At 72.9% G+C, this 25308-nt stretch carries 24 protein-coding genes; 11 read left to right on the top strand and 13 right to left on the bottom strand.

Annotated features, from left to right (window positions below):
* Positions 1-162 precede the first annotated feature (162 nt).
* Positions 163-846, top strand: a complete 684-nt coding sequence (locus tag ACPYOM_RS01330; protein WP_481343251.1) for a PH domain-containing protein — start codon at positions 163-165, stop codon at positions 844-846.
* Between the two features lie 21 nt (positions 847-867).
* On the opposite strand, the gene ACPYOM_RS01325 is transcribed toward ACPYOM_RS01330, so the two are convergent.
* Together ACPYOM_RS01325 and ACPYOM_RS01320 are read right to left on the bottom strand one after the other, a co-directional pair.
* Entirely contained in the window at positions 868-2598 is a 1731-nt protein-coding gene (locus ACPYOM_RS01325; protein WP_481344584.1) for a phospho-sugar mutase, read from the bottom strand.
* Positions 2598-3431: a purine-nucleoside phosphorylase gene (locus ACPYOM_RS01320; RefSeq protein ID WP_481344583.1), complete on the bottom strand. Its 834-nt coding sequence runs from the start codon at positions 3429-3431 to the stop codon at positions 2598-2600. Before ACPYOM_RS01320 ends, ACPYOM_RS01325 begins: the two co-directional genes overlap by 1 nt.
* Positions 3432-3496: 65 nt before the next feature.
* On the opposite strand from ACPYOM_RS01320, the gene ACPYOM_RS01315 reads away from it, so the two are divergent.
* On the top strand, positions 3497-4900 hold the full coding sequence (locus ACPYOM_RS01315) for an NAD(P)H-quinone dehydrogenase (RefSeq protein WP_481344582.1): 1404 nt from the start codon (positions 3497-3499) through the stop codon (positions 4898-4900).
* A 3-nt stretch (positions 4901-4903) separates the two neighbouring features.
* Here ACPYOM_RS01315 and ACPYOM_RS01310 read toward each other — a convergent pair whose 3' ends face one another.
* A complete protein-coding gene (locus ACPYOM_RS01310) occupies positions 4904-5173 on the bottom strand; it encodes a hypothetical protein (protein WP_481344581.1) in 270 nt (89 codons plus the stop codon).
* Between the two features lie 95 nt (positions 5174-5268).
* Here ACPYOM_RS01310 and ACPYOM_RS01305 point away from each other — a divergent pair, with 95 nt between their 5' ends.
* On the top strand, positions 5269-5778 hold the full coding sequence (locus ACPYOM_RS01305; RefSeq protein WP_481344580.1) for an antitoxin: 510 nt from the start codon (positions 5269-5271) through the stop codon (positions 5776-5778).
* Between the two features lie 86 nt (positions 5779-5864).
* Here ACPYOM_RS01305 and ACPYOM_RS01300 read toward each other — a convergent pair whose 3' ends face one another.
* Positions 5865-7649 (bottom strand): acetyl/propionyl/methylcrotonyl-CoA carboxylase subunit alpha, encoded by a 1785-nt coding sequence (locus ACPYOM_RS01300; RefSeq protein WP_481344579.1) that lies wholly within the window; start codon positions 7647-7649, stop codon positions 5865-5867.
* A gap of 116 nt (positions 7650-7765) precedes the next feature.
* Between ACPYOM_RS01300 and ACPYOM_RS01295 the strand changes: the two genes are divergently transcribed.
* The 4 genes from ACPYOM_RS01295 (at position 7766) to kynA (ending at position 11125) form a co-directional block, all read left to right on the top strand.
* Positions 7766-8608, top strand: a complete 843-nt coding sequence (locus ACPYOM_RS01295) for an aldo/keto reductase (protein WP_481344578.1) — start codon at positions 7766-7768, stop codon at positions 8606-8608.
* A 32-nt stretch (positions 8609-8640) separates the two neighbouring features.
* Positions 8641-9624, top strand: coding sequence for a glycosyltransferase family 2 protein (locus tag ACPYOM_RS01290; RefSeq protein ID WP_481344577.1), 984 nt, complete (start codon positions 8641-8643; stop codon positions 9622-9624).
* Positions 9625-9705: 81 nt separating this feature from the next.
* Positions 9706-10221, top strand: coding sequence for a DUF3806 domain-containing protein (locus tag ACPYOM_RS01285; RefSeq protein ID WP_481344576.1), 516 nt, complete (start codon positions 9706-9708; stop codon positions 10219-10221).
* Positions 10222-10243: 22 nt separating this feature from the next.
* Complete coding sequence (kynA, locus tag ACPYOM_RS01280) at positions 10244-11125, top strand: tryptophan 2,3-dioxygenase (protein ID WP_481344575.1); 882 nt, start codon at positions 10244-10246, stop codon at positions 11123-11125.
* A 52-nt stretch (positions 11126-11177) separates the two neighbouring features.
* Here the strand turns inward: kynA and ACPYOM_RS01275 are convergent, their stop codons facing one another.
* From ACPYOM_RS01275 to ACPYOM_RS01260, 4 genes are all read right to left on the bottom strand, one after another.
* The gene (locus ACPYOM_RS01275) at positions 11178-11822 is read right to left on the bottom strand and encodes a helix-turn-helix domain-containing protein (RefSeq protein ID WP_481344574.1); all 645 of its coding nucleotides are present in this window, start codon (positions 11820-11822) and stop codon (positions 11178-11180) included.
* 365 nt (positions 11823-12187) lie between these two features.
* The gene (locus tag ACPYOM_RS01270) at positions 12188-12643 is read right to left on the bottom strand and encodes a SufE family protein (RefSeq protein ID WP_481343138.1); all 456 of its coding nucleotides are present in this window, start codon (positions 12641-12643) and stop codon (positions 12188-12190) included.
* 28 nt (positions 12644-12671) lie between these two features.
* Complete coding sequence (locus ACPYOM_RS01265; protein WP_481343137.1) at positions 12672-13550, bottom strand: sulfurtransferase; 879 nt, start codon at positions 13548-13550, stop codon at positions 12672-12674.
* Positions 13551-13637: 87 nt separating this feature from the next.
* On the bottom strand, positions 13638-14033 hold the full coding sequence (locus tag ACPYOM_RS01260) for a MerR family transcriptional regulator (protein WP_481344573.1): 396 nt from the start codon (positions 14031-14033) through the stop codon (positions 13638-13640).
* Between the two features lie 60 nt (positions 14034-14093).
* Here ACPYOM_RS01260 and ACPYOM_RS01255 point away from each other — a divergent pair, with 60 nt between their 5' ends.
* The 3 genes from ACPYOM_RS01255 to ACPYOM_RS01245 are packed head-to-tail and all read left to right on the top strand — an operon-like array spanning position 14094 to position 18104.
* Positions 14094-15278 (top strand): acyl-CoA dehydrogenase family protein, encoded by a 1185-nt coding sequence (locus tag ACPYOM_RS01255; protein WP_481344572.1) that lies wholly within the window; start codon positions 14094-14096, stop codon positions 15276-15278.
* Positions 15275-16843, top strand: coding sequence for an acyl-CoA carboxylase subunit beta (locus ACPYOM_RS01250; RefSeq protein ID WP_481344571.1), 1569 nt, complete (start codon positions 15275-15277; stop codon positions 16841-16843). Before ACPYOM_RS01255 ends, ACPYOM_RS01250 begins: the two co-directional genes overlap by 4 nt.
* Positions 16797-18104, top strand: a complete 1308-nt coding sequence (locus ACPYOM_RS01245) for a hypothetical protein (RefSeq protein WP_481344570.1) — start codon at positions 16797-16799, stop codon at positions 18102-18104. The genes ACPYOM_RS01250 and ACPYOM_RS01245 overlap by 47 nt, the downstream gene beginning before the upstream one ends.
* 33 nt (positions 18105-18137) lie before the next feature.
* On the opposite strand, the gene ACPYOM_RS01240 is transcribed toward ACPYOM_RS01245, so the two are convergent.
* From ACPYOM_RS01240 to ACPYOM_RS01220, 5 genes are all read right to left on the bottom strand, one after another.
* Positions 18138-18800 (bottom strand): Maf family protein, encoded by a 663-nt coding sequence (locus tag ACPYOM_RS01240; protein WP_481343132.1) that lies wholly within the window; start codon positions 18798-18800, stop codon positions 18138-18140.
* Between the two features lie 71 nt (positions 18801-18871).
* Positions 18872-20590, bottom strand: coding sequence for a DUF885 domain-containing protein (locus tag ACPYOM_RS01235; RefSeq protein ID WP_481344569.1), 1719 nt, complete (start codon positions 20588-20590; stop codon positions 18872-18874).
* Between the two features lie 60 nt (positions 20591-20650).
* Positions 20651-22273: a protein kinase domain-containing protein gene (locus ACPYOM_RS01230; protein ID WP_481344568.1), complete on the bottom strand. Its 1623-nt coding sequence runs from the start codon at positions 22271-22273 to the stop codon at positions 20651-20653.
* Between the two features lie 137 nt (positions 22274-22410).
* Positions 22411-22686, bottom strand: coding sequence for an acyl-CoA carboxylase subunit epsilon (locus ACPYOM_RS01225; protein WP_481344567.1), 276 nt, complete (start codon positions 22684-22686; stop codon positions 22411-22413).
* Positions 22683-24359, bottom strand: a complete 1677-nt coding sequence (locus ACPYOM_RS01220) for an acyl-CoA carboxylase subunit beta (protein ID WP_481344566.1) — start codon at positions 24357-24359, stop codon at positions 22683-22685. The genes ACPYOM_RS01225 and ACPYOM_RS01220 overlap by 4 nt, the downstream gene beginning before the upstream one ends.
* Before the next feature lie 23 nt (positions 24360-24382).
* Here ACPYOM_RS01220 and ACPYOM_RS01215 point away from each other — a divergent pair, with 23 nt between their 5' ends.
* Complete coding sequence (locus ACPYOM_RS01215; protein ID WP_481344565.1) at positions 24383-25294, top strand: biotin--[acetyl-CoA-carboxylase] ligase; 912 nt, start codon at positions 24383-24385, stop codon at positions 25292-25294.
* Positions 25295-25308 lie beyond the last annotated feature (14 nt).

The raw sequence follows: 25308 nt of genomic DNA, 5'->3' as shown, positions 1-25308 counted from the left end.
GCCGAGTGTATCCACCATCCGAGACGCCCCCGACCGAGCCGAGGCCGCCCCGGCCGTCGTCGCCACGCCCGGCGCGTGAGAGAGTCAGGCGATGACCCTCGGACCCGGAGGGTGCGTGCCCGGCCTGACCGGGCGGTGACGACGAGGAGACGGGGAGGACGCGTGAGCCGCGACGACGAGGCGTTCGACGCCACACGCCCCGGTGGCGCCGCGGACGCGACGCCGGCGGGCCTCGGACCGCTTCGCGACCCCCACACCGTGCGTCCCGGGTCCTCGATCGCCGTCGGCGCGGCCGGGGGCGTCTGCGGTCTGGCCCTGCTCGTGCCGGCTCTGCTGACGCCCTCGCGCAGCTGGACGCTCATCTCGAGCGTCGTGCTCGCCCTCGTCCTCCTGTGGCTGTTCGTCGTGCGTCCGAGCGCCGTCATCCACGCGGAGGGTGTGCGCCTCGTCAACCCGATGCGGGTCGTCGACGTGACGTGGCCGGCCATCGACGAGGTCCGCTCGCGCTGGGCGCTCGAGCTGTTCTGTGCCGGCCGCAGGTACACCGCCTGGGGCGTGCCGGCCGACCCGGGCCGGCCCAGGTACGGGCGTCAGGCCCTCGCCATCGGGGCCAACCGGCTCCGAGGCACGGCCGGCACCGCCGGCGCCGAGGCCGACACCCGTCCGCGCCGTCCCAAGGTCGATGCACAGACCGTCGCGGCCGAGATCGAGGAGCGGCGGGAGCAGGACCGCCGCCGCAAGGACGGGCGCACGCCGCGCATCGCCACGCAGGTGTGGGACCCGGTCTCGGTCGGGCTGCTCCTGGCGGCCGCCGCCTTCTTCGTCATCGGGACGTTCGTCGTCTGAACGGGTGGGCGGGGCCCGAGGTCAGATCGCGGTGAGGTGCTCGAGGTCGGCTCGCACGGCGGCGAGACGCGTCTCGGCGGTGGCGCGCGCCATCCGGAGCGCGTCGGGCCCCTCGACCGGCTCGATGACCTCGAGGTAGACCTTGACCTTCGGCTCCGTGCCGCTCGGGCGCACGATGACGCGGGAGTCGTCCTCGAGGTACCACCGCAACCCCTCCGTCGGCGGCAGACCACCGTCGCCGCGCGACAGGTCGTCGACGCGCACCACGGTGATCCCGGCCACCGACGCCGGCGGGCCGGACCGCAGCCGGTTCATCAGCGTCTCGGTCTGGGACAGGTCGAACACCCGCACCGAGAAGGAGTCGGTGGCGTGCACGCCGTGCTCGGCGGCGAGGTCGTCGAGCAGGTCGGTCAGCGTGCGCCCCTGCGCCTTGAGGGACGCGGCGAGCTCGGCCAGCAGGAGCGCGGCGCTGACACCGTCCTTGTCGCGGACCAGCTGCGGCGCGACGCAGTAGCCGAGCGCCTCCTCGTACCCGTAGCGCAGGCCCGGCACGCGTGAGATCCACTTGAAGCCGGTGAGCGTCTCCTCGTGGTCCACCCCGGCGGCTCGGGCGATGGCGGCGAGCAGGCGCGAGGACACGATCGAGTTCGCGAACACGTCGCCGCGCCCGACGCCGCGCCGCACGACGTGGGCGCCGAGCAGGGCACCGACCTCGTCACCGCGGAGCATGCGCCAGTCGCCGAGGGCCGGGTCGTGCACCGCGGCCGCACAGCGGTCGGCGTCCGGGTCGTTGGCGATGACGAGGTCGCACGGCGCGGACCGGGCCAGCGCCAGGGCCAGGTCGATGGCCCCCGTCTCCTCGGGGTTGGGGAACGCGACGGTCGGGAAGTCGGGGTCGGGCACGGCCTGCTCGTCGACGGCCGCGAGGTCGGCGAACCCGGCGCGCTGGAACGCGGCCGTCACGGTCCCGTGGCCGACGCCGTGCAGGCTGGTGTGCACGATCGCGAGGTCGCGCGGCGAGCCGGCATCGAGGACGGTGACGACGGCGTCGAGGTACTCCGAGAGCAGCTCGTCGCCGAGGGTCTCCCAGCCGTCGTGCGCGCGAGGGACGTCGGCGACGCGCTCGACGCGGGCGATGTGCGCGGCGATCTGCGCGTCGGACGGCGGCACGATCTGGCTGCCGTCGCCGAGGTAGACCTTGTACCCGTTGTCCTGTGGTGGGTTGTGGCTCGCCGTGACCATGACGCCGGCGTCCGCGCCGAGGTGACGGATCGCGAAGGCGAGGACCGGTGTGGGCAGTGGCTGGGGCAGGAGCAGGGCGCGGCCCCCGGCGGCCACGACCACCGCCGCGGTGTCGCGGGCGAAGACGTCGGAGTTGTAGCGGGCGTCGAAGCCGATGACGACGGTCGGGTGGTCGCCGGCGCCGCCCTCGCTGCGCAGGTAGGCGGTCAGCCCGGCCGCGGCCCGGATGACGACGCTGCGGTTCATCCGGTTCGGGCCCGCGCCGAGCGCGCCGCGCAGTCCCGCCGTGCCGAACTCGAGCATGCCCGCGAAGCGGTCGGCCAGGTCGGTCCGTGCCGCGTCGTCGCCGGCCGCCGCCCGCTCGAGCAGCGCGTCCAGCTCGCCGCGCGTCGTCGGGTCCGGGTCGTCGTCGCGCCACGCGGCGGCGACCGCGAGGAGCACGTCGGCGCCGGGGGCGTCGGTACCGGGGGCGTTGGTGCCCGGGGCGTCGGTGCCGGGAACGGCGGCCATCAGATGCGCCCCACGACCGCGGCGAGGAGGCGACCGCACCGTCCCGCGGCCGCGCGCCCCGCCTCGAGCACCTCCTCGTGGTGCAGCGGCGTCTCGGAGATGCCGGCCGCGAGGTTGGTGACGAGCGAGATGCCGAGCACGTCCAGGCCGCACTGGCGGGCCGCGATGGCCTCGAGGGAGGTCGACATGCCGACGAGGTCACCCCCGATGACCCTGGCCATCTGCACCTCGGCCGGGGTCTCGTAGTGGGGCCCGCGGAACTGCACGTAGACGCCCTCGTCGAGGTCGGGGTCGACCTCGCGTGCGAGCTGGCGCAGCCGGGGCGTGTAGACGTCGGTCAGGTCGACGAAGTTCGGTCCCTCGATCGGGGAGTGCGCCGTGAGGTTGATGTGGTCGCGGATGAGGACCGGGGTACCCGGACCCCACGCCGGGTTGAGGCCCCCGCAGCCGTTGGTGAGGACGACGGTGCTGCACCCGGCGGCCTTCGCCGTGCGGACGGCGTGGACCACCGACCGCACCCCACGGCCCTCGTAGAAGTGGGTCCGCGTCCCGAAGACGAGCGCGCGCCGGCCGGTCTCACCGATGGCGACCGAGCGCATCGTGCCGGAGTGCCCGGCGACCGCGGCGCGGTGGAAACCCGGGACGTCGGCGTTCTCGATGGTCGTCAGGGTCTGCCCGACGAGATCGGCGGTCTGGCCCCAGCCGGAACCCAGGACGAGGGCGACGTCGTGGCGCTCGACCCCGGTGCGCTCGGCGATGACGGCCGCCGCGGCCTCGGCGACGGCGAAGGGGTCGGTCGAGGGGTCGGCGAGGTCGAGGTGCGTCGTGGTCACGCTCAGGACTCTAGCGACGCCCTCCACGTGCCGGACACCTCCCGGCGGGATGGTTGGATGGACGCGTGATCACGCGTGAGACGTCCGTTGTCATCATCGGGGGCGGCCCGGGTGGGTACGAGGCGGCGCTCGTCGCCGCCCAGCTCGGCGCGCAGGTCACGGTCGTCGAGAAGGACGGCCTCGGTGGCGCCGCGGTCCTCACCGACTGCGTCCCGAGCAAGGCGCTCATCGCCACCGCCGACTACATGTCCGACTTCCAGACCGCCTCGCACCTCGGCGTGCGCCTGCAGGACGACGACGGCGACGAGGTGTCCGATGCCGTGGCCCAGCCCGGGACGGTCAACGGCCGCATCCTCGAGCTCGCGGCCGCACAGAGCGCCGACATCCGCGGCAGCCTCGAGCAGGTCGGCGTCACCGTCCTGCCCGGCACGGCCCGCCTCGCCCGGCGCGACCTCGTCGTCGCCGACCTCGCCGACGGCACGACGCGTGAGCTGCCCGCCGACGTGGTGCTGCTGTCCACCGGCGCCTCGCCGCGGGTCATGGACACCATGCGCCCCGACGGCGAGCGCATCCTGACGTGGCAGCAGATCTACTCCCTCGACGAGCTGCCCGAGCGGATCGTCGTCATCGGCTCCGGCGTCACCGGTGCGGAGCTGGCGCAGGCCTACCTCGGGCTCGGCTCGCAGGTCGTCCTCGTGTCCTCCCGCGACCGCGTGCTGCCCGGGGAGGACGCCGACGCCGCGACGGTCATCGAGGAGGTGTTCCGCAAGCGCGGCATGGAGGTGCTGAACAAGTCGCGGGCGGCCTCGGTCGAGCGCACCGCGGACGGCGTCGTCGTCACCCTCGTCGACGGCCGCACCGTCGAGGGGTCGCACGCCCTGCTCGCGGTCGGCTCCGTGCCCAACACGGCGGGCCTCGGCCTCGAGGACACCGGCGTCGAGCTGAGCCCGTCCGGACACATCCAGGTCGACCGCGTCTCGCGCACGAGCGTCGGCGGGGTCTACGCGGCCGGAGACTGCACCGGGGTGCTGCCGCTCGCCTCCGTCGCCGCCATGCAGGGCCGCATCGCCATGTGGCACGCCCTCGGCGACGCCGTGGCACCGCTCAACGTGCGCGGGGTGGCCGCCAACATCTTCACCGAGCCCGAGATCGCGACCGTCGGCATCAGCCAGAACGCCGCCGACGAGTCGCCCGACGTCGAGTCGGTCATGCTGCCCCTCGCGCGCAACCCGCGCGCCAAGATGCAGGGCATCACCGACGGCTTCGTCAAGCTCTTCTGCCGCAAGGCGCACGGCACCGTGCTCGGCGGCGTCGTCGTCGCACCCAAGGCCTCCGAGCTCGTGTTCCCGGTGGCCCTCGCCGTCCAGAACCGGCTGTCGGTCGACCAGGTGGCCAGCACCATCACCGTCTACCCGTCGCTGTCCGGGTCGGTCGCCGAGGCCGCGCGACAGCTGCACCAGGCCGACTGAGCCTCAGCGGGGCGTCGGGTCGTCCGGGTCCGCAGCGCCGTCAGGGTACGTGGGGCCGACGGGGTGGTCTGCGTCCCCGGTGTGCTCGTCCCCGAGTGACTCCTGCTCGCGCCGGTCCTCCTCCGCCCACCGCTCGCGGCGCCGCGTCGAGACCCGGTCGCGCAGCCAGCGCTGGAAGAGCCAGAAGAGCAGGACGAACACGAGCGCGGCGAGCAGGTTCGTCACCGAGAAGCCGTTCGGCTGGGTGGTCGCGGTGGACAGGGTCACAAGCACCCCAGCAGTGTGCCAGAGGCGTAACGTCGGCTCCGTGGCGGCGCCGCCGCCGTCCGGGGCGCTCCCCGCCCCGGTCCAGCCATCCCGGAGGACACGTGAGCGACTGGATCAGCAAGGCCAAGGACTTCATCAAGGGCCATCCGGACCAGGTGGGCCAGGGCCTCGACAAGGCCGAGGAGCTCATCAACGAGAAGACGGGCGGCCGGTACGCCGAGCAGCTCGACGAGGGCTCGGACCGGGTCCGCGACGCCCTCGGCCTGCCGCCGGAGGACGACGGGACGCAGCCGGGTGCGCCGGGCGACCCGACACCCGCCCCGACACCTGCCCCGACGCCTGAGCCGGGACCGAGCCCGGGGCCCGCGCCGACGCCGGAGCCCTCACCGGGACCCGCGCCGGTGCCGACCCCGCCTCCCACGCCGCCCACGCCCGAACCGGGCCCCGTGCCGACGCCGGAGCCGGGGCCTGCGACGCCGCCGCCGGGCGTGCCCGACCCGAACGACCCGAGCCCGGTCGACCCCTCCCTCCCCGGAGGCCCGGGTCCGTCCGAGATCCCGCCCACCGGCGAGGGGGACATCACGCTCGGGGACCCGCCCAGTCGGTCCTGACCCGGCGCAGCCCGGACACGACGGAGGCCGCCACCCGGACGGGTGGCGGCCCCTCGCGGTGTCGGACGGTGGTAGGCCGGGTGGGCTCAGGCCTCGGTGTCCTTGATGTCGGCCAGGACGGCGCCGGAGGTGACGGTCTGGCCGACGGTGGCGCTCAGTCCGGTGATGATGCCGGGTTTGTGGGCGGTGATGGGTTGTTCCATCTTCATGGCCTCCAGGACCAGGACGAGGTCGCCGGCGGCGACGGTGGCCCCGTCGGCGACGGCGATCTTGACGATGGTGCCCTGCATCGGGGCGGTCAGGGAGTCCCCGGAGGCGGCGGCGCCGCCCTTGGACGCGCCGGCGCGTTTCGGGGCCTTCTTGCGGGTGGTGGCCGCGCCGTTGCCGATGGCCAGGCCGCCGGGCAGGGACACCTCGAGGCGGCGGCCGCCGACCTCGACGACGACGGTCTGGCGCGGCTCGGGGGCCGCGCCGGCGGCGTCGGGGCCGGTGACGGCGTAGGCGGGGATCTGGTTGTCGAACTCGGTCTCGATCCAGCGGGTGTGGATGGTGAAGGGCTGGTCCGGGTCGGTCGGGGCGAACGCGGGGTCGGTGACGACGGCGCGGTGGAACGGGACGACGGTGGGCATGCCCTCGATCTGCAGCTCGGCCAGGGCGCGGCGGGCCCGCTGCAGGGCCTGGGTGCGGTCGCGGCCGGTGACGATGAGCTTGGCGATCATCGAGTCGAACGCGCCGGCGACGGTGTCGCCCTGCACGATGCCGGCGTCCCAGCGCACCCCGGGGCCGTGCGGCACGACCATCCGGGTCACGGTGCCGGGGGCGGGCAGGAACCCGCGGCCGGGGTCCTCGCCGTTGATCCGGAACTCGATGGAGTGCGCGTGCGGTTCCGGGTCGACCTCCTCGAGGTGCTCGCCGTTCGCGATGCGGAACTGCTCGCGGACCAGGTCGATGCCGGTGACCTCCTCGGAGACCGGGTGCTCGACCTGCAGGCGGGTGTTGACCTCCAGGAAGCTGATGTCGCCGGCCGGGCCGACGAGGAACTCGCAGGTGCCGGCGCCGACGTAGCCGGCCTCGCGCAGGATGGCCTTGGACGCGCGCAGCAGCTCGGCGTGCTGGGCCTCGGTCAGGAACGGGGCGGGGGCCTCCTCGACGAGCTTCTGGTTGCGGCGCTGCAGCGAGCAGTCCCGGGTCGAGACGACGACGACGGTGCCGTGCTGGTCGGCCAGGCACTGGGTCTCCACGTGCCGGGGCTTGTCCAGGAACCGTTCGACGAAGCACTCGCCGCGCCCGAACGCGGTGACGGCCTCGCGGACCGCCGACTCGAACAGGTGCGGGATCTCCTCCAGGGTGCGGGCCACCTTCAGGCCGCGGCCGCCGCCGCCGTAGGCGGCCTTGATGGCGACCGGCAGCCCGTACTCCTTCGCGAAGGCGATGACCTCGTCGGCGTCGGCGACCGGGTCGGTGGTGCCGGGCACCAGCGGGGCGCCGGCCTTGGTGGCGATGTGGCGGGCCTTGACCTTGTCGCCGAGGGCGTCGATGGCCTCCGGGCCGGGGCCGATCCAGGTCAGGCCGGCGTCGATGACCTTCTGCGCGAAGCCGGCGTTCTCGGCCAGGAACCCGTAGCCGGGGTGGACCGCGTCGGCCCCGGAGCGGGCCGCGACCTCGAGCAGCTTGTCCTGGTCCAGGTAGCTCTCACCGGGGGTCGCCCCGCCGAGGGCGAACGCCTCGTCGGCGACCGTGACGTGCAGCGCGTCGCGGTCGGGGTCGGCGTACACGGCCACCGAGGCGATGCCGGCGTCGGTGCAGGCCCGGGCGATCCGGACGGCGATCTCACCACGGTTGGCGATCAGGACCTTGCTGATGGGAGCCATGGTTCGGACTCTAGCGGCTGGGCCGTGGCCCGTTTTCCGGTCACCCGGCTCATTCCCGCCGTCTCGCCGTGAGGTCCAGCACATTGCCGGACCGTCCCCGATCTAGCGTGTGTCCCATGACGCCACGACAGACGGTCCCGACCCTTCCACTCGGCCACGCCAGCACCCCGGGCCTCGCCGTGCCCCAGCTCGGCTTCGGTGTCTGGGAGGTCCCGGACGCCGAGGTCGACGCCGCCGCCGGGCGCGCGCTTGAGGTCGGCTACCGCCACCTGGACACCGCGCGGCTCTACGGCAACGAGGCGGGCATCGGCCGCGTCCTCGCCGCGTCCGCGCTGCCCCGCGACGACGTCTTCGTCACGACGAAGGTCTGGAACGACGACCACGACGACGTCCGCGGCGCGTTCGACGCGTCCATGGGGCGGCTCGGCCTCGACGTGCTCGACCTCTACCTCATCCACTGGCCCGCGCCGAAGCAGGACCGGTACGTCGCCGCGTGGCGCTCGATGCTCGAGCTGCAGCAGGAGGGACGCGTCCGCTCGGTCGGCGTGTGCAACTTCCAGGTGCCGCACCTGCAGCGACTCCTTGACGAGACCGGGGTGCTGCCCTCCGTCAACCAGGTGGAGCTGAGCCCGTACCTCCAGCAGCGTGAGCTGCGTGCCTTCCACGAGGAACACGGGATCGTCACCGAGGCGTGGAGCCCGCTCGCCGTCCGGGCGGGTCTCCTCGAGGACCCGGTCGTCACCGACGTCGCGCGCCGACTCGACGTCTCGCCGGCCCGCGTCGTCCTGCGGTGGCACATCGAGCTCGGCAACGTCGTCCTGACGCGGTCGGTGACGCCCGAGCGCATCGAGGAGAACGCCCGCCTCTTCGACTTCGCCCTCGACCGCGAGGCTCTCGATGCCCTGGCCGGCCTCGACCGCGGACGGCGCACGGGCCCGGACCCCGACACGTTCGGCTGACGGGTTCCCCACCCCGTCGCTAGGGTGCGGCCATGGACGAGGGGGTGGTCGGGCAGCACGTCGCCGGGCGCGGACGGGCCGGCCTCAGCGTCTGCGTGGTCACGTACGAGCGCGCGGCCTTCCTCGAGCGCTGCCTGGCCGGTATCGCCGCCCTCGAGGACCCCGTCGACGAGGTGGTCGTCGTCGACGCGTCGGCCAGGGACAGGAGTGCGGAGGTCGACGCGCACGACCTGCCGCTGCACTTCGTCTGGGCGCCGCAGCTGGCCGGCTGGATGACACGGTCCCGCAACGAGGCGCTGCGCCGGGTCACCGGTGAGGTCGTGGCCTTCCTCGATGACGACGTCGTCGTCGAACCCGGCTGGTCCAGGGCGGTGCGCGCCGCGTACCGCGACCCCTCCGTCGCGGCCGTTGCCGGTCGCACCCGCAACGGGATCGCGGGAGAGGAGCGCTACGACCAGCCGGTCGGGCGCTACCTGCCGAACGGCCGCCTGACCGAAGGGTTCGCCGTGACGGCGGACGCCCCGTTCGAGGTCGACCACGGGATCGGCGCCAACATGTCGTTCCGGCGCTCGGTGCTGGCCGACCTCGGCGGGTTCCGCGACGACTACCCGGGCACCGCGCTGCGCGAGGACACCGACGTGTTCCTGCGTGTCGGGCGGATCGGCGGACGAGTCGTCTTCGCCCCCGACGCCGTGGTCGACCACCTGCCCGCGCCGCACGTCAGGGGCGCCCGGTTCGACACCCGCTACAAGCTGTACGGACGCCGCAACCACGCGGTCATGGTGGCGCGGCATCGCGGTCTGGGCTCGGCCGACCTGCGCCGCTGGGTGGCTGGTGAGCTGCGTGGTGTCGGCGGGGCGTCGGGTCTGCGGGCTCGCGCCCTGCGGTTGGGTGTGACGGTCATGGGGATCGGCTGGGGGCTGGGTGCGGCTGTGCGGCAGGCGTCGTGGGGTCCGTCCGAGCCGCGCCGCACGGGCCCACAGGCCGAGGACCTCCGCGCTCTGCTCTCCGGCTGAGGCGGACCGGCTCACCCGGGTGTGGTGGGCCCGGCATGGACGGGGCTGGGCGGGCTCCCTGCGCCGCAGTACGTTGGCGGCATGGGTCTGTTCTCCCGCCGCAAGAGCTCCGAGGTCACCGACACCGAGGGGCGACCCGCCGTCGACGAGGCCCCGGAGACCCACGACTCGTTGGTGCCCGACCCCTCGGGGCGTCCGGAGAGCCGCCCACTCGGTGAGGAGGAGCGCGCCCGGATCTCCGCGGGCCTGGACCGCGCCCGGACGCTCGGGGTGGACGTCGACGACCTGGAGTCCATCGGTTCGCACTTCGACGAGCAGTTCCGCGCCGTCCAGGCGGACCCGTCGGCCGGGGGCGGGTCCGACGTCGTGGTCGACACCTTCGCCATCGCGATCGGTGAGCACCTGACACGACACAGCGCCCGGGACTGGGCCGTGGTCACCGATGCCTTCGGCACGGACCTGGGACTCGTCGCGGCACGGGCCGACACCGTGGTCGTCCCGCACAACCTCGTCGGCGCCCGCTGGATGCGTGGCGAGACGGGCTGGATCCCGGGCGTCGTGTCGCACCTGGTCCGCCTGCGTCCTCGCCCGCGCTGAGCGGGCCCCTAGGATCGCGGTCATGAACGGAACGGACGGTGCCACCGGTGACACGGATGCGCGCAGCCGACGCGACCTGGAGCAGGGCATCGAACGCGACTTCACGCGCCGGATGTCGTACGGCGACTACCTGCGTCTCGACACGCTGCTGAGCGCGCAACAGCCGCTCAGCGACCCCCCGCAGCACGACGAGCTGCTCTTCATCATCCAGCACCAGACGTCCGAGCTGTGGCTCAAGCTGATGATCCACGAGCTGCGGTCCGCCCGGAGCCTCCTCGCCTCCGACGAGCTGGCCCCCGCCCTCAAGAGGCTCGCCCGGGTCAAGCACATCCAGCACTCGCTGACGGACCAGTGGTCGGTGCTCGCGACGCTGACGCCGAGCGAGTACGCGCAGATCCGGCCCTTCCTCGCCACGAGCTCCGGGTTCCAGTCGGCGCAGTACCGCGAGGTCGAGTTCCTCCTCGGCAACAAGAACGCCGACATGGTGGCGGTCTTCTCCCATGACGAGACGGCCCGCACCGCGCTCGACGAGCTGCTGCACGAGCCGAGTCTCTACGACGCGTTCCTGGCCTACCTGGCGCGCCGCGGATATGCGGTCCCCGCGCACCTGCTCGAGCGGGACTGGACCCAGCCGTACCGGCTCGAGCCGGGACTCGTGGACGTCTTCGCCGGTGTCTACGCGGCGCCGCACGACCACTGGGGCGTGTACGAGACCTGCGAGGAGCTCGTCGACCTCGAGGACAACTTCCAGCAGTGGCGGTTCCGGCACCTGCAGGTCGTCCAGCGGACCATCGGCCAGAAGACGGGGACCGGAGGTTCGAGCGGCGTCGACTTCCTGCGTCGGGCCCTCGACCTCACGTTCTTCCCCGAGCTCTACGAGGTGCGCACCCAGATCGGCGGCTGACCGCCGGCACGGGCGGGCCGGGGCCCCTGGTCACATTCCGGTCAGCCTCGGGTCAGGCTCCGATGGAGCGTGACGGCACGACGAACCTGCTGCGCCGAGGCTCGCACTGGCAGGTGCACTCGGCGATGCAGAGCTCCTCGAAGCACGCGTCGGGGCACGAGCACTCCGGCTCGAGCTGCCGGGGAGGCCGTGTCAGGGGCTGCGGGCCGCGCATGAGCCGGGCGCGGGTCTCGAGCCCGCCCTGGGTCGGGTGGTCCGCGGGGCGCTCACGCCGCGGGCCGTCGGCCAGGGCGCGGTCCCGCGCCGGCCGGAGACCGTACCAACCCCTCGCCGGCCGTCGGTCGTAGCGCGGGTAGGCCCACCGCTCGTAGGGCACCTCGTCCGGAGGCGCCACGTCCAGGTGCGCCGGGAAGCGGCGCCCCTGGTTGTCCCGGACGCCGTCCACCGGCACCGGCTCGACCTCCTGTCCGCTGGAGTCGAGGACAGCCAGCCGGAGCCCGGCGAGCTCGAGGATCCTGCTCAACGTCGCGAGGCTCGGCAGGCCTGTTCCCGACTCGATGCGGGCCACCGACGCCGGGGCCAGACCGACCCGTGCGGCGAGGTCTCGCTGGCTGAGGTCGGCCCGGCGCCGCACGCGCGCCACCAGGCGCCCCACGTGATCGGGGTCGGAGAACGACGGTGCAGCGGGAGCGACCATGGACCGACGCTGTCACGACCCACCGACAGAGGCGGCCGGGTCCAAGGTGTCGGCCCCCGACGTCTACGTCAGTGCTCAGTCAGAGTGAGCAGTGACGTAGCGGTGGGAGGGTGTCGCCGCGGGGGCGTGGGGGTGCTGCTGGTACGTCAATGCTCAGTGAGAGTGAGCAGTGACGTAGCGGTGGGAGGGTGTGGCTGCGGGGGCGTGGGGGTGCTGCTGGTACGTCAGTGCTCAGTGAGAGTGAGCAGTGACGTAGCGGTGGGAGGGTGTCGCCGCGGCGGCGTAGGGGTGCTGCTGGTACGTCAGTGCTCAGTGAGAGTGAGCAGTGACGTAGGAAGGGGCGGCCGACCTGGCCCGGGCGCAGGTCACGCCGCGGTCCTGGCACGCACCTGGCGCTTGATGCGGGCCAGCATGGCGACCATGCCGCGCATGCGCAGCGGGGAGACGGCCTCGGCGAGGCCGAACCGCATCGGGGCGTCGTCCGGGACGGCGAGGACCTCTGCCGCGGTCAGCCCGTCGAGGCCCTCGTGGAGGATGCCCGCGAAGCCGCGGGTCGTGGGTGCCTCCGCGGGGGCGTCGAAGAACAGGTGGACCGCGCGGTCGTCCAACGACGACCCGTCGTCCACCTCGACCGTGAGGAACAGCGGTGACTGGCACTCGTCGACGCGCTCGAGCCGGTCGAGGTGGCCGACATAGCGCTCGGGCAGGGCGGGCAGCTCGTCGCTGAACTCGAGGAGCAGCTGCAGCTTGAGGTCGGTCGAGGCGGTGCGGAAGTCCTCGGCGATCTCGGCCAAGGCCGTCGGGAGGGGAGTGTCGGTCATCGGGATCAGGGCGCCTCGGTCGGTCCGGTCACTTCTCGATGGGGACACGCACGGCGTTGCCCCACTCGGTCCACGACCCGTCGTAGTTGCGGACCGCCTCGAAGCCGAGCAGGTGCGTCAGGACGAACCACGTGTGCGACGAGCGCTCGCCGATGCGGCAGTAGGCGACGACGTCGTCCGTCGGTGCCAGGCCCTGCTCGGCCAGGTAGATCGCCTCCAGCTCCTCGCGCGACTTGAACGTGCCGTCCTCGTTCGCCGCGCGGGCCCACGGCACCGACCTTGCGCCGGGGATGTGCCCGCCGCGCATCGCGCCCTCCTGGGGGTAGTCCGGCATGTGGAGCAGCTCGCCCGAGTACTCGCCGGGCGAGCGAACGTCGACGAGCGGCTTGCCGAGGTGGGCGAGCACGTCGTCCTTGAAGGCGCGGATCGGGGCGTCGTCACGCTCGGCCACGGGGTACTGGGCCGGCTTCGGCGTCGGGACCTCACGCGTCAGCTCGCGGCCCTCCGCGACCCATTTCGCGCGGCCGCCGTCGAGGAGACGGACGTCCTCGTGGCCGAAGAGGCTGAACACCCACAGGGCGTAGGCGGCCCACCAGTTGCTCTTGTCGCCGTAGATGACGACCGTCGTGTCGCGCGCGATGCCGCGGGCGCCCAGGACCTCGGCGAAGCGCGCGCCGTCCACGTAGTCCCGGGTCACCGGGTCGTTGAGGTCGACGTGCCAGTCGATCTTCAGGGCTCCGGGGATGTGGCCGGTGTCGTAGAGCAGCACGTCCTCGTCCGACTCGAGCAGGGCGATCCCGTCCGGGCCGCCGACGTTGCCCGCGGCCAGCTGCTCGGCCAGCCACTCGGTGGTGACGAGACGCTCGGGATGTGCGTAGGCGGAGAACTTCGGGTCTGCAGCGCTCATGCCGCCATCGTGTCACGACCGGGCGCGAGTTCCGCTAGGGGGACCCATAACGCAGCGTCATGGGTGCCGCACCGCGTTGGACGGGCCTCAGGAGGCGTCGGACTCCAGCCGGGCGAGGTCCTCGCGGCACCGGCGCTCGAACTCACCGAGCTCGGCGATGGCGTCCTGCACGTCCCGCAGCCGCTGGTCGAGGTCCGCGCGGCGCTCGTCGATCTGGTCGAGGACGTACTCCAGCTGCGCGCGGCGGCCCCGGGGAGCGTCGAACAGGTCGATGATCGTGCGGATCTGCTCGAGCGGGAAGCCGAGCCGCTTGCCGCGCAGGATGAGGTTGAGGCGGGTGCGGTCGCGCCGGTGGTAGACCCGCTGCGTGCCGCGCCGCTCGGGGGAGATGAGCCCGAGCTCCTCGTAGTGGCGCACCGTGCGATGCGTGACGCCGAACTCCTCGGCGACCTGCGCGATGGTCCATGTCGGCGCACTTGTCATGGCTTCGATCGTGCTTTACGTTTACGTAAGCGTCAAGCGCATCCCACAAGGAGAACACTGATGTTCGAGCTGAGCCCGGAGCACGAGGACTTCCGACAGGTCGTCCGCGACTTCGCCGAGAAGGAGGTCGCGCCGAACATCGCCAAGTGGGACGCCGCCTCCCACTTCCCGACCGACCTCGTGCCGAAGATGGGCGACCTCGGCCTGTTCGGACTCGTCGTGCCCGAGGAGTACGGCGGCAGCGCGGCGCCGGGGCAGGGCGACTTCACGAGCCTCTGTGTCGCCATCGAGGAGCTCGGCCGCGTCGACCAGTCGATCGGCATCACCCTGTCGGCCGGCGTCGGCCTCGGCATCAACCCGATCCTCACGTACGGCGACGAGGAGCAGAAGCAGCGCTTCCTGCCCGACCTCGTCGCCGGGCGGGCGCTCGCCGGCTTCGGCCTCACCGAGCCCGAGGCCGGCTCCGACGCGGGCGCCACGCGGACGAAGGCCGTGCGCGACGGCGAGGAGTGGGTGCTCAACGGCGCGAAGGCCTTCATCACCAACTCCGGCACCGACATCACCTCGGTCGTCACCGTCACCGCCCGCACCGGCACGGACGAGGACGGCTCGGCCCGGATCTCCGCGATCATGGTGCCCGCCGGCACGCCGGGCTTCGTCGTCGAGCCCGCCTACCACAAGCTCGGCTGGCACGTCTCCGACACCCATGGCCTCACCTTCGAGGACTGCCGGGTGCCGGTGGCCAACCTGCTCGGCGCCGAGGGGGAGGGTTTCAAGCAGTTCCTCAAGACCCTCGACGACGGCCGCATCGCCATCGCCTCCCTCGCCGTCGGCTGCGCGCAGGCGTGCCTCGAGCTGGCCACCGACTACGCCAGGACCCGTACCGCGTTCGGCAAGCCGATCGGCGTCAACCAGGGCGTCTCGTTCCAGATCGCCGACCTCGCGGTCAGCGTCGAGGCCGCCCGGACCCTGACCTACAAGGCCGCCTGGCTCAAGGACGAGCTGCACGAGGGCCGCCGGTCGGTCAAGGAGGTCAAGCACGCCGCGGCCATCGCCAAGCTGTACGCCACCGAGGCAGCCGTGACCGCCACCCGCATCGCGACCCAGGTCTTCGGCGGCAACGGCTTCATGGAGGAGTTCCCGGTGGCGCGGTTCTACCGGGACGCCAAGATCCTCGAGATCGGCGAAGGCACCTCCGAGGTCCAGCGGATGCTCATCGCCCGTGGCCTGGGGCTGCCGGCATGAGCACCGGCCACCACGCGCCGGACCCCCGCGTCGGTGACGTCCGACGCCGCCTCGCGGCCGCGCACGCCGCGTCCGAGCTGCCCCCGGAGAAGGCGAAGGCCAAGCTCGACAGCCAGGGCAAGATCTACGTCCGCGACCGCATCGCCCTGCTCTTCGACGAGGGCAGCTTCGTCGAGGACGGCCGCTACGCCAACGCGCTCGCGCCCGGCCTGCCGGCCGACGGCGTCGTCACCGGTCGCGGCACCGTGGACGGACGCCCCGCCGTCGTCATCGCCAACGACCCGACCGTGAAGGCCGGGTCCTGGGGGTCGCGCACCGTCGAGAAGATCGTCCGGGCGACCGAGATGGCGCTGCGCGAGGAGCTGCCCGTCTTCTGGTTCGTCGACTCCGCCGGCGCCCGCATCACCGACCAGGTCGAGATGTTCCCGGGCCGCCGCGGCGCGGGTCGGATCTTCCACAACCAGGTGGCGCTCTCGGGCAAGGTGCCGCAGATCTGCTGCCTGTTCGGCCCGAGCGCGGCCGGCGGTGCGTACATCCCGAGCTTCTGCGACCTCATCATCATGGTCGAGGGCAACGCGTCGATGTACCTCGGCAGCCCGCGCATGGCCGAGATGGTCGTCGGAGAGAAGGTCACCCTCGAGGAGATGGGCGGTGCGCGCATGCACTGCAGCGTCTCCGGCGTCGGCGACCTGCTGGCGCACGACGACGTCGAGGCGATCGAGCTGGCCAAGCTCTACTTCTCCTACGTGCCCGGCTCGTGGCGAGACAGCCCGCCGACCTACCACCCGGAGGACCCCGCCGAGCCGCTGACCGAGCACACGGTGCCGGAGCGCGAGTCGGTCCCCTTCGACATCCACGAGGTCATCGACGGGCTCGTCGACGACGACTCGTTCTTCGAGCTGAAACCGCTCTGGGCCGGCGAGCTGGTCATCGGGTTCGGTCGGATCGCCGGCGAGACCGTCGGCATCGTCGCCAACAACTCGCTCGTCAAGGGCGGGGTCCTGTTCACCGACAGCGCCGACAAGGCCGCGCGCTTCATCTGGCTCTGCGACGCCTTCTCCATCCCGCTCGTCTACCTCGCCGACGTGCCGGGGTTCATGATCGGCTCCGAGGTCGAGCGCGGCGGCATCATCCGGCACGGCGCCAAGATGGTCAGCGCCGTCTCGTCGGCCACCGTGCCCCAGTTCTGCGTCGTCGTCCGCAAGGCCTACGGGGCCGGGCTCTACGCCATGGGCGGGCCGGGCTTCGGGCCGGACGCGACCATCGCGCTGCCGACCGCGCGGATCGCCGTCATGGGCCCCGAGGCCGCCGTCAACGCCGTCTACGCCAACAAGATCGCCGAGATCGAGCAGCAGCAGGGCGAGGCGGCCCGCGACGCCTTCGTCGCCGAGCGTCGCCGCGAGTACGAGGAGGACGTCGACATCGAACGGCTGGCCGCGGACCTCGTCGTCGACGCGGTCATCGAGGCCTCCGAACTGCGCTCGGAGCTGGCCCGGCGTCTGGCCTATGCTTCCCGGCGTGACCGTCACTTCAGCGACCGCCGACGCTCCGTCCCGCCGGTCTGAGTCGCGCCTCGGTCACCGCCTCGAGCACCCGGACCGGGCCGTCGAGGCGCACCAGCCCTTCTGGCGCCGGTTCCCCGTCTGGTTCCCCTTCGCCGTCTACGCGGTGTCCCGGGTCTTCGTTCTCGTCGCCGGCAGCTACCTGGCCCGGTACCAGATCCCGCTGCCCATCGGCACGCAGAACATCCGCATCTTCTACCCGTCGCCCGCCGACCCCGGCTACCTCGTCGCGATGACGAACTGGGACGGCCAGTGGTACCGCGTCATCGCCGAGCACGGGTACCCCGCCGTCCTCCCACGGGCGGGCTGGGGCGGCATCGACATGAACCCGTGGGCCTTCTTCCCGGTGTTCCCGATGACCGTCGGGCTCATCATGAAGCTGACGGGCCTGCCGTTCGTCCTCGTCGCGCCGCTGCTGTCGACCCTCATCGGGTTCGCCGCGATGCACATGCTCTTCAAGCTCGTCGACGAGGTCGTCGGCCGCTGGGAGGCCGTCGTCGCCGTCGTCGCGACGTGCTTCTACATCGCCTCGCCGGCGTTCTCCGCCTCGTACACCGAGTCGACGGCACTGCTCGGCGTCACGACGACGCTGTGGCTGCTGCGCCGCCGCCGGTACGGCTGGGTCGTGCTCGCCCTGCTCGTGCTGTCGCTGAGCCGCAACGTCGTCATCGCCATGGTCCCGGTCATCCTCGCCCACGCCGCGGTCCGCTGGTGGAAGAAGGACGAGGGCACCAACCCGGTGCGGTTCCGCTGGCTCATGGCGGGGCTCGCGGCCTACGCCGGTGCCCTGACCTGGCTGTGGCCGACGATCGTGTCGATCGCCACCGAGACCCCCGACGCCTACAACCAGACGATGCTGGCCTGGAACATCCAGACCAAGGTCAAGCTCTACCTGTGGTGGAACCTGCTCTACGACTACTGGGGTGTCATCGGCCAGGTTCTCGGCATCGCCGGGGTGGCCGCCTTCGCCTGGTTCATGCTGTCGCGGCACTCGTGGCGGTGGGGCCCGGAGATCTGGGGCTGGGCCGGTGCGTACCCGGCGTACCTGCTCCTCGTCACGAGCACGACGCCGAGCCGGATCCGGTACGCGATGCTCGCGTTCCCGATGACGCTCGTCATCGCCTGGTTCCTCAGGCTGCCCCGGGTCGAGCGCTACCGCTGGTGGGTCCTCGGGCTCATCGTCGTCGCCGGAGCGGCGCAGATGTGGTGGTGGACCGAGAACTACCTCGTCATCGAGAACCTCACCGACGACCTCTACCCCTGACCGGGCAGACGGACTGCCGGCTCGGCGGTCGCCTCACTCCGCCGAGCGCCCTACGACGTCGAACCACTCGATGCCGGCGTCGGCGAGCAGCTCGCGCAGCAGGGGCAGCGACAGGCCGACGACGTTGTGGTGGTCGCCCTCGACGGCCGTGACGAACGCGCCGCCGAGCCCGTCGACGGTGAACGCGCCCGCGACGCTCAGCGGCTCGCCGGTTGCGACGTAGGCCTCGATCTCGTCGTCGGACAGGCGCGCGAAGTGGACGGTCGTCGAGGCGGTCGCCCCGAGCGTCGCCCCGGAGTCGTCGCGGTCGTCGACGAGCCAGTGACCCGTGTGCAGGACGCCGGACCGTCCCCGCATCCGGCGCCAGCGGGAGACCGCCTCGGCCCCGTCCGCCGGCTTGCCGTGCATCTCTCCGTCGAGCTCCAGCACCGAGTCGCAGCCCAGCACGAGGGCCGCCCGGTCCGAGCGGGCGGCGACCTCCTCGGCCTTCGCCCGGGCCAGCAGCAGCGCGATGTCGGCCGGTTCGAGGGGCCCGTAGCGCTCGGTCGCCTCGGCGAGGGCGAGGTCCTCGTCGACGCCGCTGACCATGACGATCGGGTCGATGCCGGCCCGGCGCAGCGTCTCGAGACGAGCAGGGGACGCCGAGGCGAGGACGACGCTGACACGGGCGGGCGCGGAGAGGGGGTCGGTCGCCATGCGGGCAGCATACGGCCAGGGCCGGCCGCTCCCTCCGTGACGAGGGAGCGGCCCGGTGCCAGCTCGGCCGCTCAGGCCCCGTCCAGCACGGCCTCGCGGAGCGTGTCGAGACCGACCCCGCCGAGGTCGAGCGCGCGGCGGTGGAAGGCCTTGAGGTCGAACGAGTCACCCTCGCGCTCCTTGACCTGGTCGCGCAGCTGCAGCCAGAGGCGCTCGCCGATCTTGTAGCTGGGCGCCTGGCCGGGCCAGCCGAGGTAGCGGTTGAGCTCGAAGCGCAGGATCTTCTCGTCCATGAACCCGTAGCGGGTCAGGTAGGCCCACGCCTTGTCGTAGTCCCAGGCGCCACCGCCGACCTCGTCGGGCGCGTCGAAGCCACAGTGCACGCCGATGTCGATGACGACCCGGGCGGCCCGCAGCGACTGCCCGGCCAGCCAACCCATCCGGTTGCCCGGGTCGTCCATGTAGCCCAGCTCGGCCATGAGGCGCTCGGCGTAGAGGGCCCAGCCCTCGCCGTGGCCGGAGACCCACGACTCGAGCCGACGCCACCGGTTCAGCAGCTCGGAGCGGTAGACCGTCTGCGCGACCTGCAGGTGGTGGCCCGGGACGCCCTCGTGGTAGACGGTCGTCAGCTCGTTCCAGGTGCGGAACTCGGTGTTGCCCTTGGGCACCGACCACCACATCCGGCCCGGTCGGCTGAAGTCGTCGGACGGGCCGGTGTAGTAGATGCCGCCGGTCTGCGTCGGGGCGATCATGCACTCGATGCGCTGCACCGGGCCCGGGATGTCGAAGTGGACGTCCTTGAGGTTCGCGATGACCTCGTCGGCGCGCTCCTGCATCCAGGCCTTGAGGGCGTCGGTGCCGTGCAGGGCGTAGCGGTCGTCGGCGTCGAGGATCTCGACCCCGCGCCGCACGGACGCGCCCGGCTCGAGACCCTCGGCGATCTGCGTCATCTGGGCGTGCAGGTGTGCGACCTCCTGCTGGCCCCAGCGGTAGGTCTCCTCGAGGTCGACGGTGGCGCCGAGGAAGTAGCGCGACTCCAGCTGGTACCGGTCGCGCCCGCACGCGTCGGCCTCGGGGGCGTGGGGGAGCAGCTCGGCCTCGAGCCAGTCGGCGATCCCCGCGTACGCGTCGGCCGCCGCCCGGGCGTTGGCCTCGAGCAGCTCCCGCTCCTCGCCCGCGAGGGGACGCCCACCCACGGAGGCGCCGGCCACGAAGGTCGCGAAGTACCCGTCGTCGCCCACGAGGTCGCGCGACTGCTCGGCGCACGCGACGACCTGGCGACGCGGCGACACCTGTCCCCGGTCGCGGGCCACGAGCAGGGACTCCTTGTACTGCTCGAGCGCCGTCGGGATGCGCCCCATGCGGACGGCCAGGGTGCGCCACTGCTCCTGCGTGTCGGTGGGCATGAGGTCGAAGACGTCGCGGACCGCCTGCAGCGGCGAGGCGAGGACGTTGAGCGACATCTCGTCCAGGCCGGCCGCGTGGCGCTCCTCGGCCAGGCCGAGGCGCTCCCGCATCGCGGCGACCGTGACGCGGTCGACGTCGTCGGCCGGCGTCGCCGACGCGAGGGCCTCGAGGGTGCGGCGGCGCAGGGCCGACAGGGCGGCGTTGCCGGCCGGGGACAGGTCGTCGAGCTCGTCCTCGCGCCCCGGGACGCCGAGGCTCGTGGCGCTGATCGGGCTCAGCTCGACCATGGCGTCGAAGTAGGTCTCGGCGATGCGGTCGACGTCGGTCTGCGGGCGCGTCGTGGGCGCCGCGGCGGTTGCCGGTGTGGGTGCGGTGTCAGTCACCCGCCGAACGTATCCCACGCCGGTGGCGGTGGGCCCACCCGTTTTCGGCGGGCCCACGCCTCAGTCGGAGCCGTGCCCGTCGGAGACGAAGAGGACGAGCTCGCCGCTGCGTGTCGTCGCCCCGGACCCGGGGTAGGTGCCGACGACGAGGCCTCGGTCGGCATCGGCGGCGAGCTCGACGCGCAGGACCTTGACGCCCTGCTGGTCGACCCATGACTCGACGTCGTCGGCGGGGGCCCCGACGAAGCCGTTGGGGACCGTCCACGGCTGCGCGTCCTTGCCCCGGACGCCGCCCTTGCTGACGACGACCGCCACGGTGGAGCCCTGCTGCACCGTCCGGCCGGCACGCGGGAACGTCGCGAGGACCTCGCCCTCGGGCGCCCGCGAACGGACCTCGACGCCCTTCACGGTCAGGCCGAGCTGCTCGAGGGCCGCCCGGGCGAAGCCGGGGTCGCCCCCGACGAGGTCGGCCGGCACCCGCACCTCGTCGCCCTCCTGCCCGTCACCCCGGCCGGTGGTGTCCGCGGGAGCCGGCTCGGTGGTGACCGGTGCGGCGGTCTGGGTCGGCGGGGCGGTGCTCGGGTCCGGCGCGCTCGTCGTCACGACGGCGGGTGCGGGCCGTTTCGTCGACGAGGCCGAGGCCGGGCCCTGGGAGCCGGAGGTGAGCGCGGAGACGACGGCCCCGACGAAGACCGTGGCGAGCACGGCCGCGACCGCGCCCCAGAGGAGCAGAGCCCGACGCCGTCGAGGCGGGTCGGATCGCACGACCCGCGCCGTACTCGCCCCGTCGGTGGTCGGCAGGGCGCGCGTCGCCGCGAGGGCCTCCGAGGCGTCGGCCGGCTGGAGGGCGTCGGTGGGGTCGGCGGCGCGCACGGCGCGGGCCATCGCGTCGGCGTCGGCGTACCGGTCGGCCGGGGACTTGGCCGTGGCCCGGGCGACGACGCGGTCGACGACCGCAGGCAGACCGGGCACGGTGTCGCTCGGCGCCGGCACCGACTCCTCGAGGTGGCGCATGGCGATGGCGACGGGGGAGTCACCGGTGAAGGGCGGCCTGCCCGTGACCATCTGGTAGAGCAGGATGCCGAGCGAGTAGATGTCGGATGCCGGCGTCGCCGCCTCGCCGCGAGCCTGCTCGGGCGGCAGGTACTGGGCCGTGCCGAGCACGGTGCCGACGTCGGTCAGGGCGGTCTGGCCGAGCGCCCGGGCGATGCCGAAGTCGGTGACCTTGACCGCGCCGTCGGGGCCGACGATGACGTTGCCCGGCTTGACGTCGCGGTGCACGACACCCGCCCGGTGCGCCGCGGCGAGCGCCGCGCACACCTGTGCCGTCACCGCCAGGGCTGCGTCGGCCGCGAGCGGGCCGCGGTCACGCAGCAGGTGGGCGAGGTCGGAGCCCTCGGCGTACTCCATGACGATGAAGTGCGCGCCGTCCTCGATGCCGTAGTCGTAGACCTGCGCGATGTTCGGGTGGTTGAGCCGCGCCACGACGACGGCCTCGCGACGGAACCGCTCGACCGAGTCCGAGTACTCGGAGACCGCGCGGGACATGACCTTGACCGCGACGCGTCGGCCGAGGCGCTCGTCGACGGCCAGGTGCACCTCACCCATCCCCCCGACCGCGATGAGCTCACGCAGCAGGTAACGGCCTGCGAGGCGGGTGGCGGCGGTGGGGTCGACGGACACGAGGGGACAGCCTAGGCGAGGGTCCCCCGCGGGGCCAACCGAGTGCAGGACGCCGCCGTGACGCGAACGTCGCGCTGGCACAACGGACTCGGCGACACGCCCACTCGGCTCGCCGGGCTTCGCGGGGCGTGTCGGGGTCAGCGCGGGAGGGCGCTGGCGCGCCACCCGTCGCGACGCGCGGAGGCGCCGACGAGGTGCCAGCCCGGGTCGCTCCACGGTGAGCGGCCGCGTGCCGGTTCGGGGTCGCGGGCGTCCCCGAGCGCGGAGAGGACGGCGACGAGGGCGGCGAGCTCCTCGGGGGTCGGGTCGCCGGACAGGATCCGCAGCAGCGGCGGTTGCGGCGGTTGCGGCGTCTCCTCGCCGGTCGGGTGGCCGCCGGCGTCGGGCGTGGTGGGGCTGGTGCGGGTGGTCACAGCGGGATGTTCCCGTGCTTCTTCGGCGGCAGCGTCTCGCGCTTGGTGCGCAGGGCGCGCAGCGCGCGGGTGACGTTCATCCGGGTGTTGGACGGGCTGATGACGGTGTCGATGTAGCCGCGTTCGGCGGCGATGTAGGGGTTGGCCAGGGTCTGCTCGTAGTGCGCGACGAGCTCGGCGCGGCGGGCCTCGACGTCGCCGCCGGCGGCGGCGGTCGCGGCCAGCTCCTTGCGGTAGAGGATGTTGACGGCGCCCTGGGCGCCCATGACGGCGATCTGGCCGGTGGGCCAGGCGAGGTTGATGTCGGCACCGAGGTGCTTGGAGCCCATGACGTCGTAGGCGCCGCCGTAGGCCTTGCGGGTGATGACGGTGATCTTCGGGACGGTGGCCTCGGCGTAGGCGTAGATGAGCTTGGCGCCGCGGCGGATGATGCCGTCCCACTCCTGGCCGGTGCCGGGCAGGAACCCGGGCACGTCGACGAACGTGAGCACCGGCACGTTGAAGCAGTCGCAGGTGCGCACGAACCGGGCGGCCTTCTCCGAGGCGTCGATGTCCAGGCAGCCGGCCAGCTGCAGCGGCTGGTTGGCCACGATGCCGACCGGCATGCCGTCGATCCGGGCGAAGCCGGTGATGATGTTCGGCGCGAACAGCGGCTGCACCTCCAGGAAGTCCGGCCCGTCCTCGCCGGCGTCGACGACGTGCTCGATGACCTGCTTCATGTCGTAGGGCACGTTGGGGGAGTCGGGGATGCACGTGTCGAGCCACCGGTCGGTGTCGGTGACGGTCAGGTCGGCCTCGCCCTCGCCGTAGGTCGGCGGGGTCTCCAGGTTGTTGCTGGGCAGGTAGGACAGCAGCGCCTTGACGTAGTCGATGGCCTCCTGCTCGTCGGTGCCCATGTGGTGGGCGACGCCGGACTTCGTGTTGTGGGTCCTGGCGCCGCCGAGGTCCTCGAAGCCGACGTCCTCGCCGGTGACGGTCTTGATGACGTCGGGGCCGGTGATGAACATGTGCGAGGTCTGGTCGACCATGACGGTGAAGTCGGTGATCGCCGGGGAGTAGACCGCGCCGCCGGCGCACGGGCCCATGACCAGGGAGATCTGCGGGATGACCCCGGAGGCGCGCACGTTGCGGAAGAAGATCTCCCCGTACAGGCCCAGGGACACGACGCCCTCCTGGATCCGGGCGCCGCCGGAGTCGTTGAGGCCGATGACCGGGCAGCCGATCTTCATGGCGAAGTCCATGACCTTGACGATCTTCTCGCCGAAGACCTCGCCGAGGGAGCCGCCGAAGACGGTGAAGTCCTGGGCGAAGACGGCGACCTGGCGCCCGTCGATGGTGCCGTACCCGGTGACGACGCCGTCGCCGTAGGGACGGTTCTTCTCCTGGCCGAAGTTGTTGCTGCGGTGCCGGGCGTACTTGTCCATCTCGATGAAGCTGCCCTCGTCCAGCAGCATCGCGATCCGCTCCCGCGCCGTCTTCTTGCCCCGCGCGTGCTGCTTCTCGACGGCCCGCTCGGACCCGGCGTGCGCGACCTCGGCCACGCGACGCTTCAGGTCGGCCAGCTTGCCCGCCGTCGTCGACAGGTCCGGCCCGGACGCGGCCTCCGCGGCGCCGTCGGACGACGGGCTGGGGGTCGGCGTGGACGGCTCTGCCAGGGCGTGATCCGTTGCCATGGCGGCACTCTAGCCTTGGAGACGTGCGCAACTCGCTGGAGCCGGAGATCGTCGATGCGGCCTTGGTCACGTCCGGGCAGCCGTGGCGCGGCGTCGAGTTCCACCCGGCCATCGGGTCGACGAACAGCCGCCTGCGCGACCTCCTCACAGGGACGGCCGAAGGCCTCGGCCCGGACGCGTCGCGCCTCGCCTCGAGCGAGGGCGCGCTGTGGTGGGTCGTGCTCACCGACCACCAGACGGGAGGACGCGGCCGGCTCGGACGCGTGTGGCAGGTGCCGGACCGTGCGTCGGTCGCGGTGTCCGCCGCCGTGCCGGTCCGGGATCCCGCGGGCCTGGGCTGGCTGCCGCTGCTCGCCGGTCTCGCCCTCGCCCGTGCGGTGCGGGCGACGACGGAACGGGCGGGCCACGCGCTCACACCGCGCCTCAAGTGGCCCAACGACGTGCTGCTTGCCGAGGACGACGACCGCAAGGTGAGTGGCATCCTCTGCGAGCTGGTCGACGTGCCGGCCGACCGGGCGAGCGACCCTGCAGGCGACGCGGCGTCGGCGGGACAGGTGCCGTCCCGAGCGGTCGTCGTGGGCGCCGGGGTCAACGTCGACCAGGACCGCGAGGAGCTGCCCGTCGACACCGCCACCTCCCTGGCCCTGGCCGGAGCACGCGTGCGCCGCGAGGACCTCGTCGTGGCCTACCTGCGCGAGCTGGCCGCCCTGGTCGGTCCCGGGGTCGACGCCGGGCTCGGCGCCGGGGCCGCCCGGGAGGCCTACCGCGAGGCCTGCTCGACGCTGGGGCAGGTGATCCGGGTGCACCTGCCGGTCGGTGACCCTGTCGAGGGCACCGCCGTCGCCGTCGACGACACCGGTGCCCTCGTCGTCGACACGGCGTCCGGACGGCGGGCCTTCGCGGCCGGCGACGTCGTCCACGTGCGGCGGCGGTGATTGGAGGGCCTGCT

The sequence above is a fragment of the Monashia sp. HAY1-2A genome, assembly GCF_056755315.1.
The sequence above is the reverse complement of the archived record's forward strand: the minus strand, read 5'-3'. Positions and strand labels throughout refer to the sequence as shown.

Bases quoted from the DNA above. Each gene is read 5' to 3' on its own strand.
- ACPYOM_RS01300 (WP_481344579.1), bottom strand. From the start codon at position 7,649: ATGGCTCCCATCAGCAAGGTCCTGATCGCCAACCGTGGTGAGATCGCC.
- ACPYOM_RS01265 (WP_481343137.1), bottom strand. From the start codon at position 13,550: ATGAGCGCTGCAGACCCGAAGTTCTCCGCCTACGCACATCCCGAGCGT.
- ACPYOM_RS01220 (WP_481344566.1), bottom strand. From the start codon at position 24,359: ATGGCAACGGATCACGCCCTGGCAGAGCCGTCCACGCCGACCCCCAGC.
- ACPYOM_RS01250 (WP_481344571.1), top strand. From the start codon at position 15,275: ATGAGCACCGGCCACCACGCGCCGGACCCCCGCGTCGGTGACGTCCGA.
- kynA (WP_481344575.1), top strand. From the start codon at position 10,244: ATGAACGGAACGGACGGTGCCACCGGTGACACGGATGCGCGCAGCCGA.
- ACPYOM_RS01260 (WP_481344573.1), bottom strand. From the start codon at position 14,033: ATGACAAGTGCGCCGACATGGACCATCGCGCAGGTCGCCGAGGAGTTC.
- ACPYOM_RS01240 (WP_481343132.1), bottom strand. From the start codon at position 18,800: ATGGCGACCGACCCCCTCTCCGCGCCCGCCCGTGTCAGCGTCGTCCTC.
- ACPYOM_RS01285 (WP_481344576.1), top strand. From the start codon at position 9,706: ATGGGTCTGTTCTCCCGCCGCAAGAGCTCCGAGGTCACCGACACCGAG.
- ACPYOM_RS01290 (WP_481344577.1), top strand. From the start codon at position 8,641: ATGGACGAGGGGGTGGTCGGGCAGCACGTCGCCGGGCGCGGACGGGCC.
- ACPYOM_RS01270 (WP_481343138.1), bottom strand. From the start codon at position 12,643: ATGACCGACACTCCCCTCCCGACGGCCTTGGCCGAGATCGCCGAGGAC.
- ACPYOM_RS01325 (WP_481344584.1), bottom strand. From the start codon at position 2,598: ATGGCCGCCGTTCCCGGCACCGACGCCCCGGGCACCAACGCCCCCGGT.
- ACPYOM_RS01295 (WP_481344578.1), top strand. From the start codon at position 7,766: ATGACGCCACGACAGACGGTCCCGACCCTTCCACTCGGCCACGCCAGC.
- ACPYOM_RS01255 (WP_481344572.1), top strand. From the start codon at position 14,094: ATGTTCGAGCTGAGCCCGGAGCACGAGGACTTCCGACAGGTCGTCCGC.
- ACPYOM_RS01275 (WP_481344574.1), bottom strand. From the start codon at position 11,822: ATGGTCGCTCCCGCTGCACCGTCGTTCTCCGACCCCGATCACGTGGGG.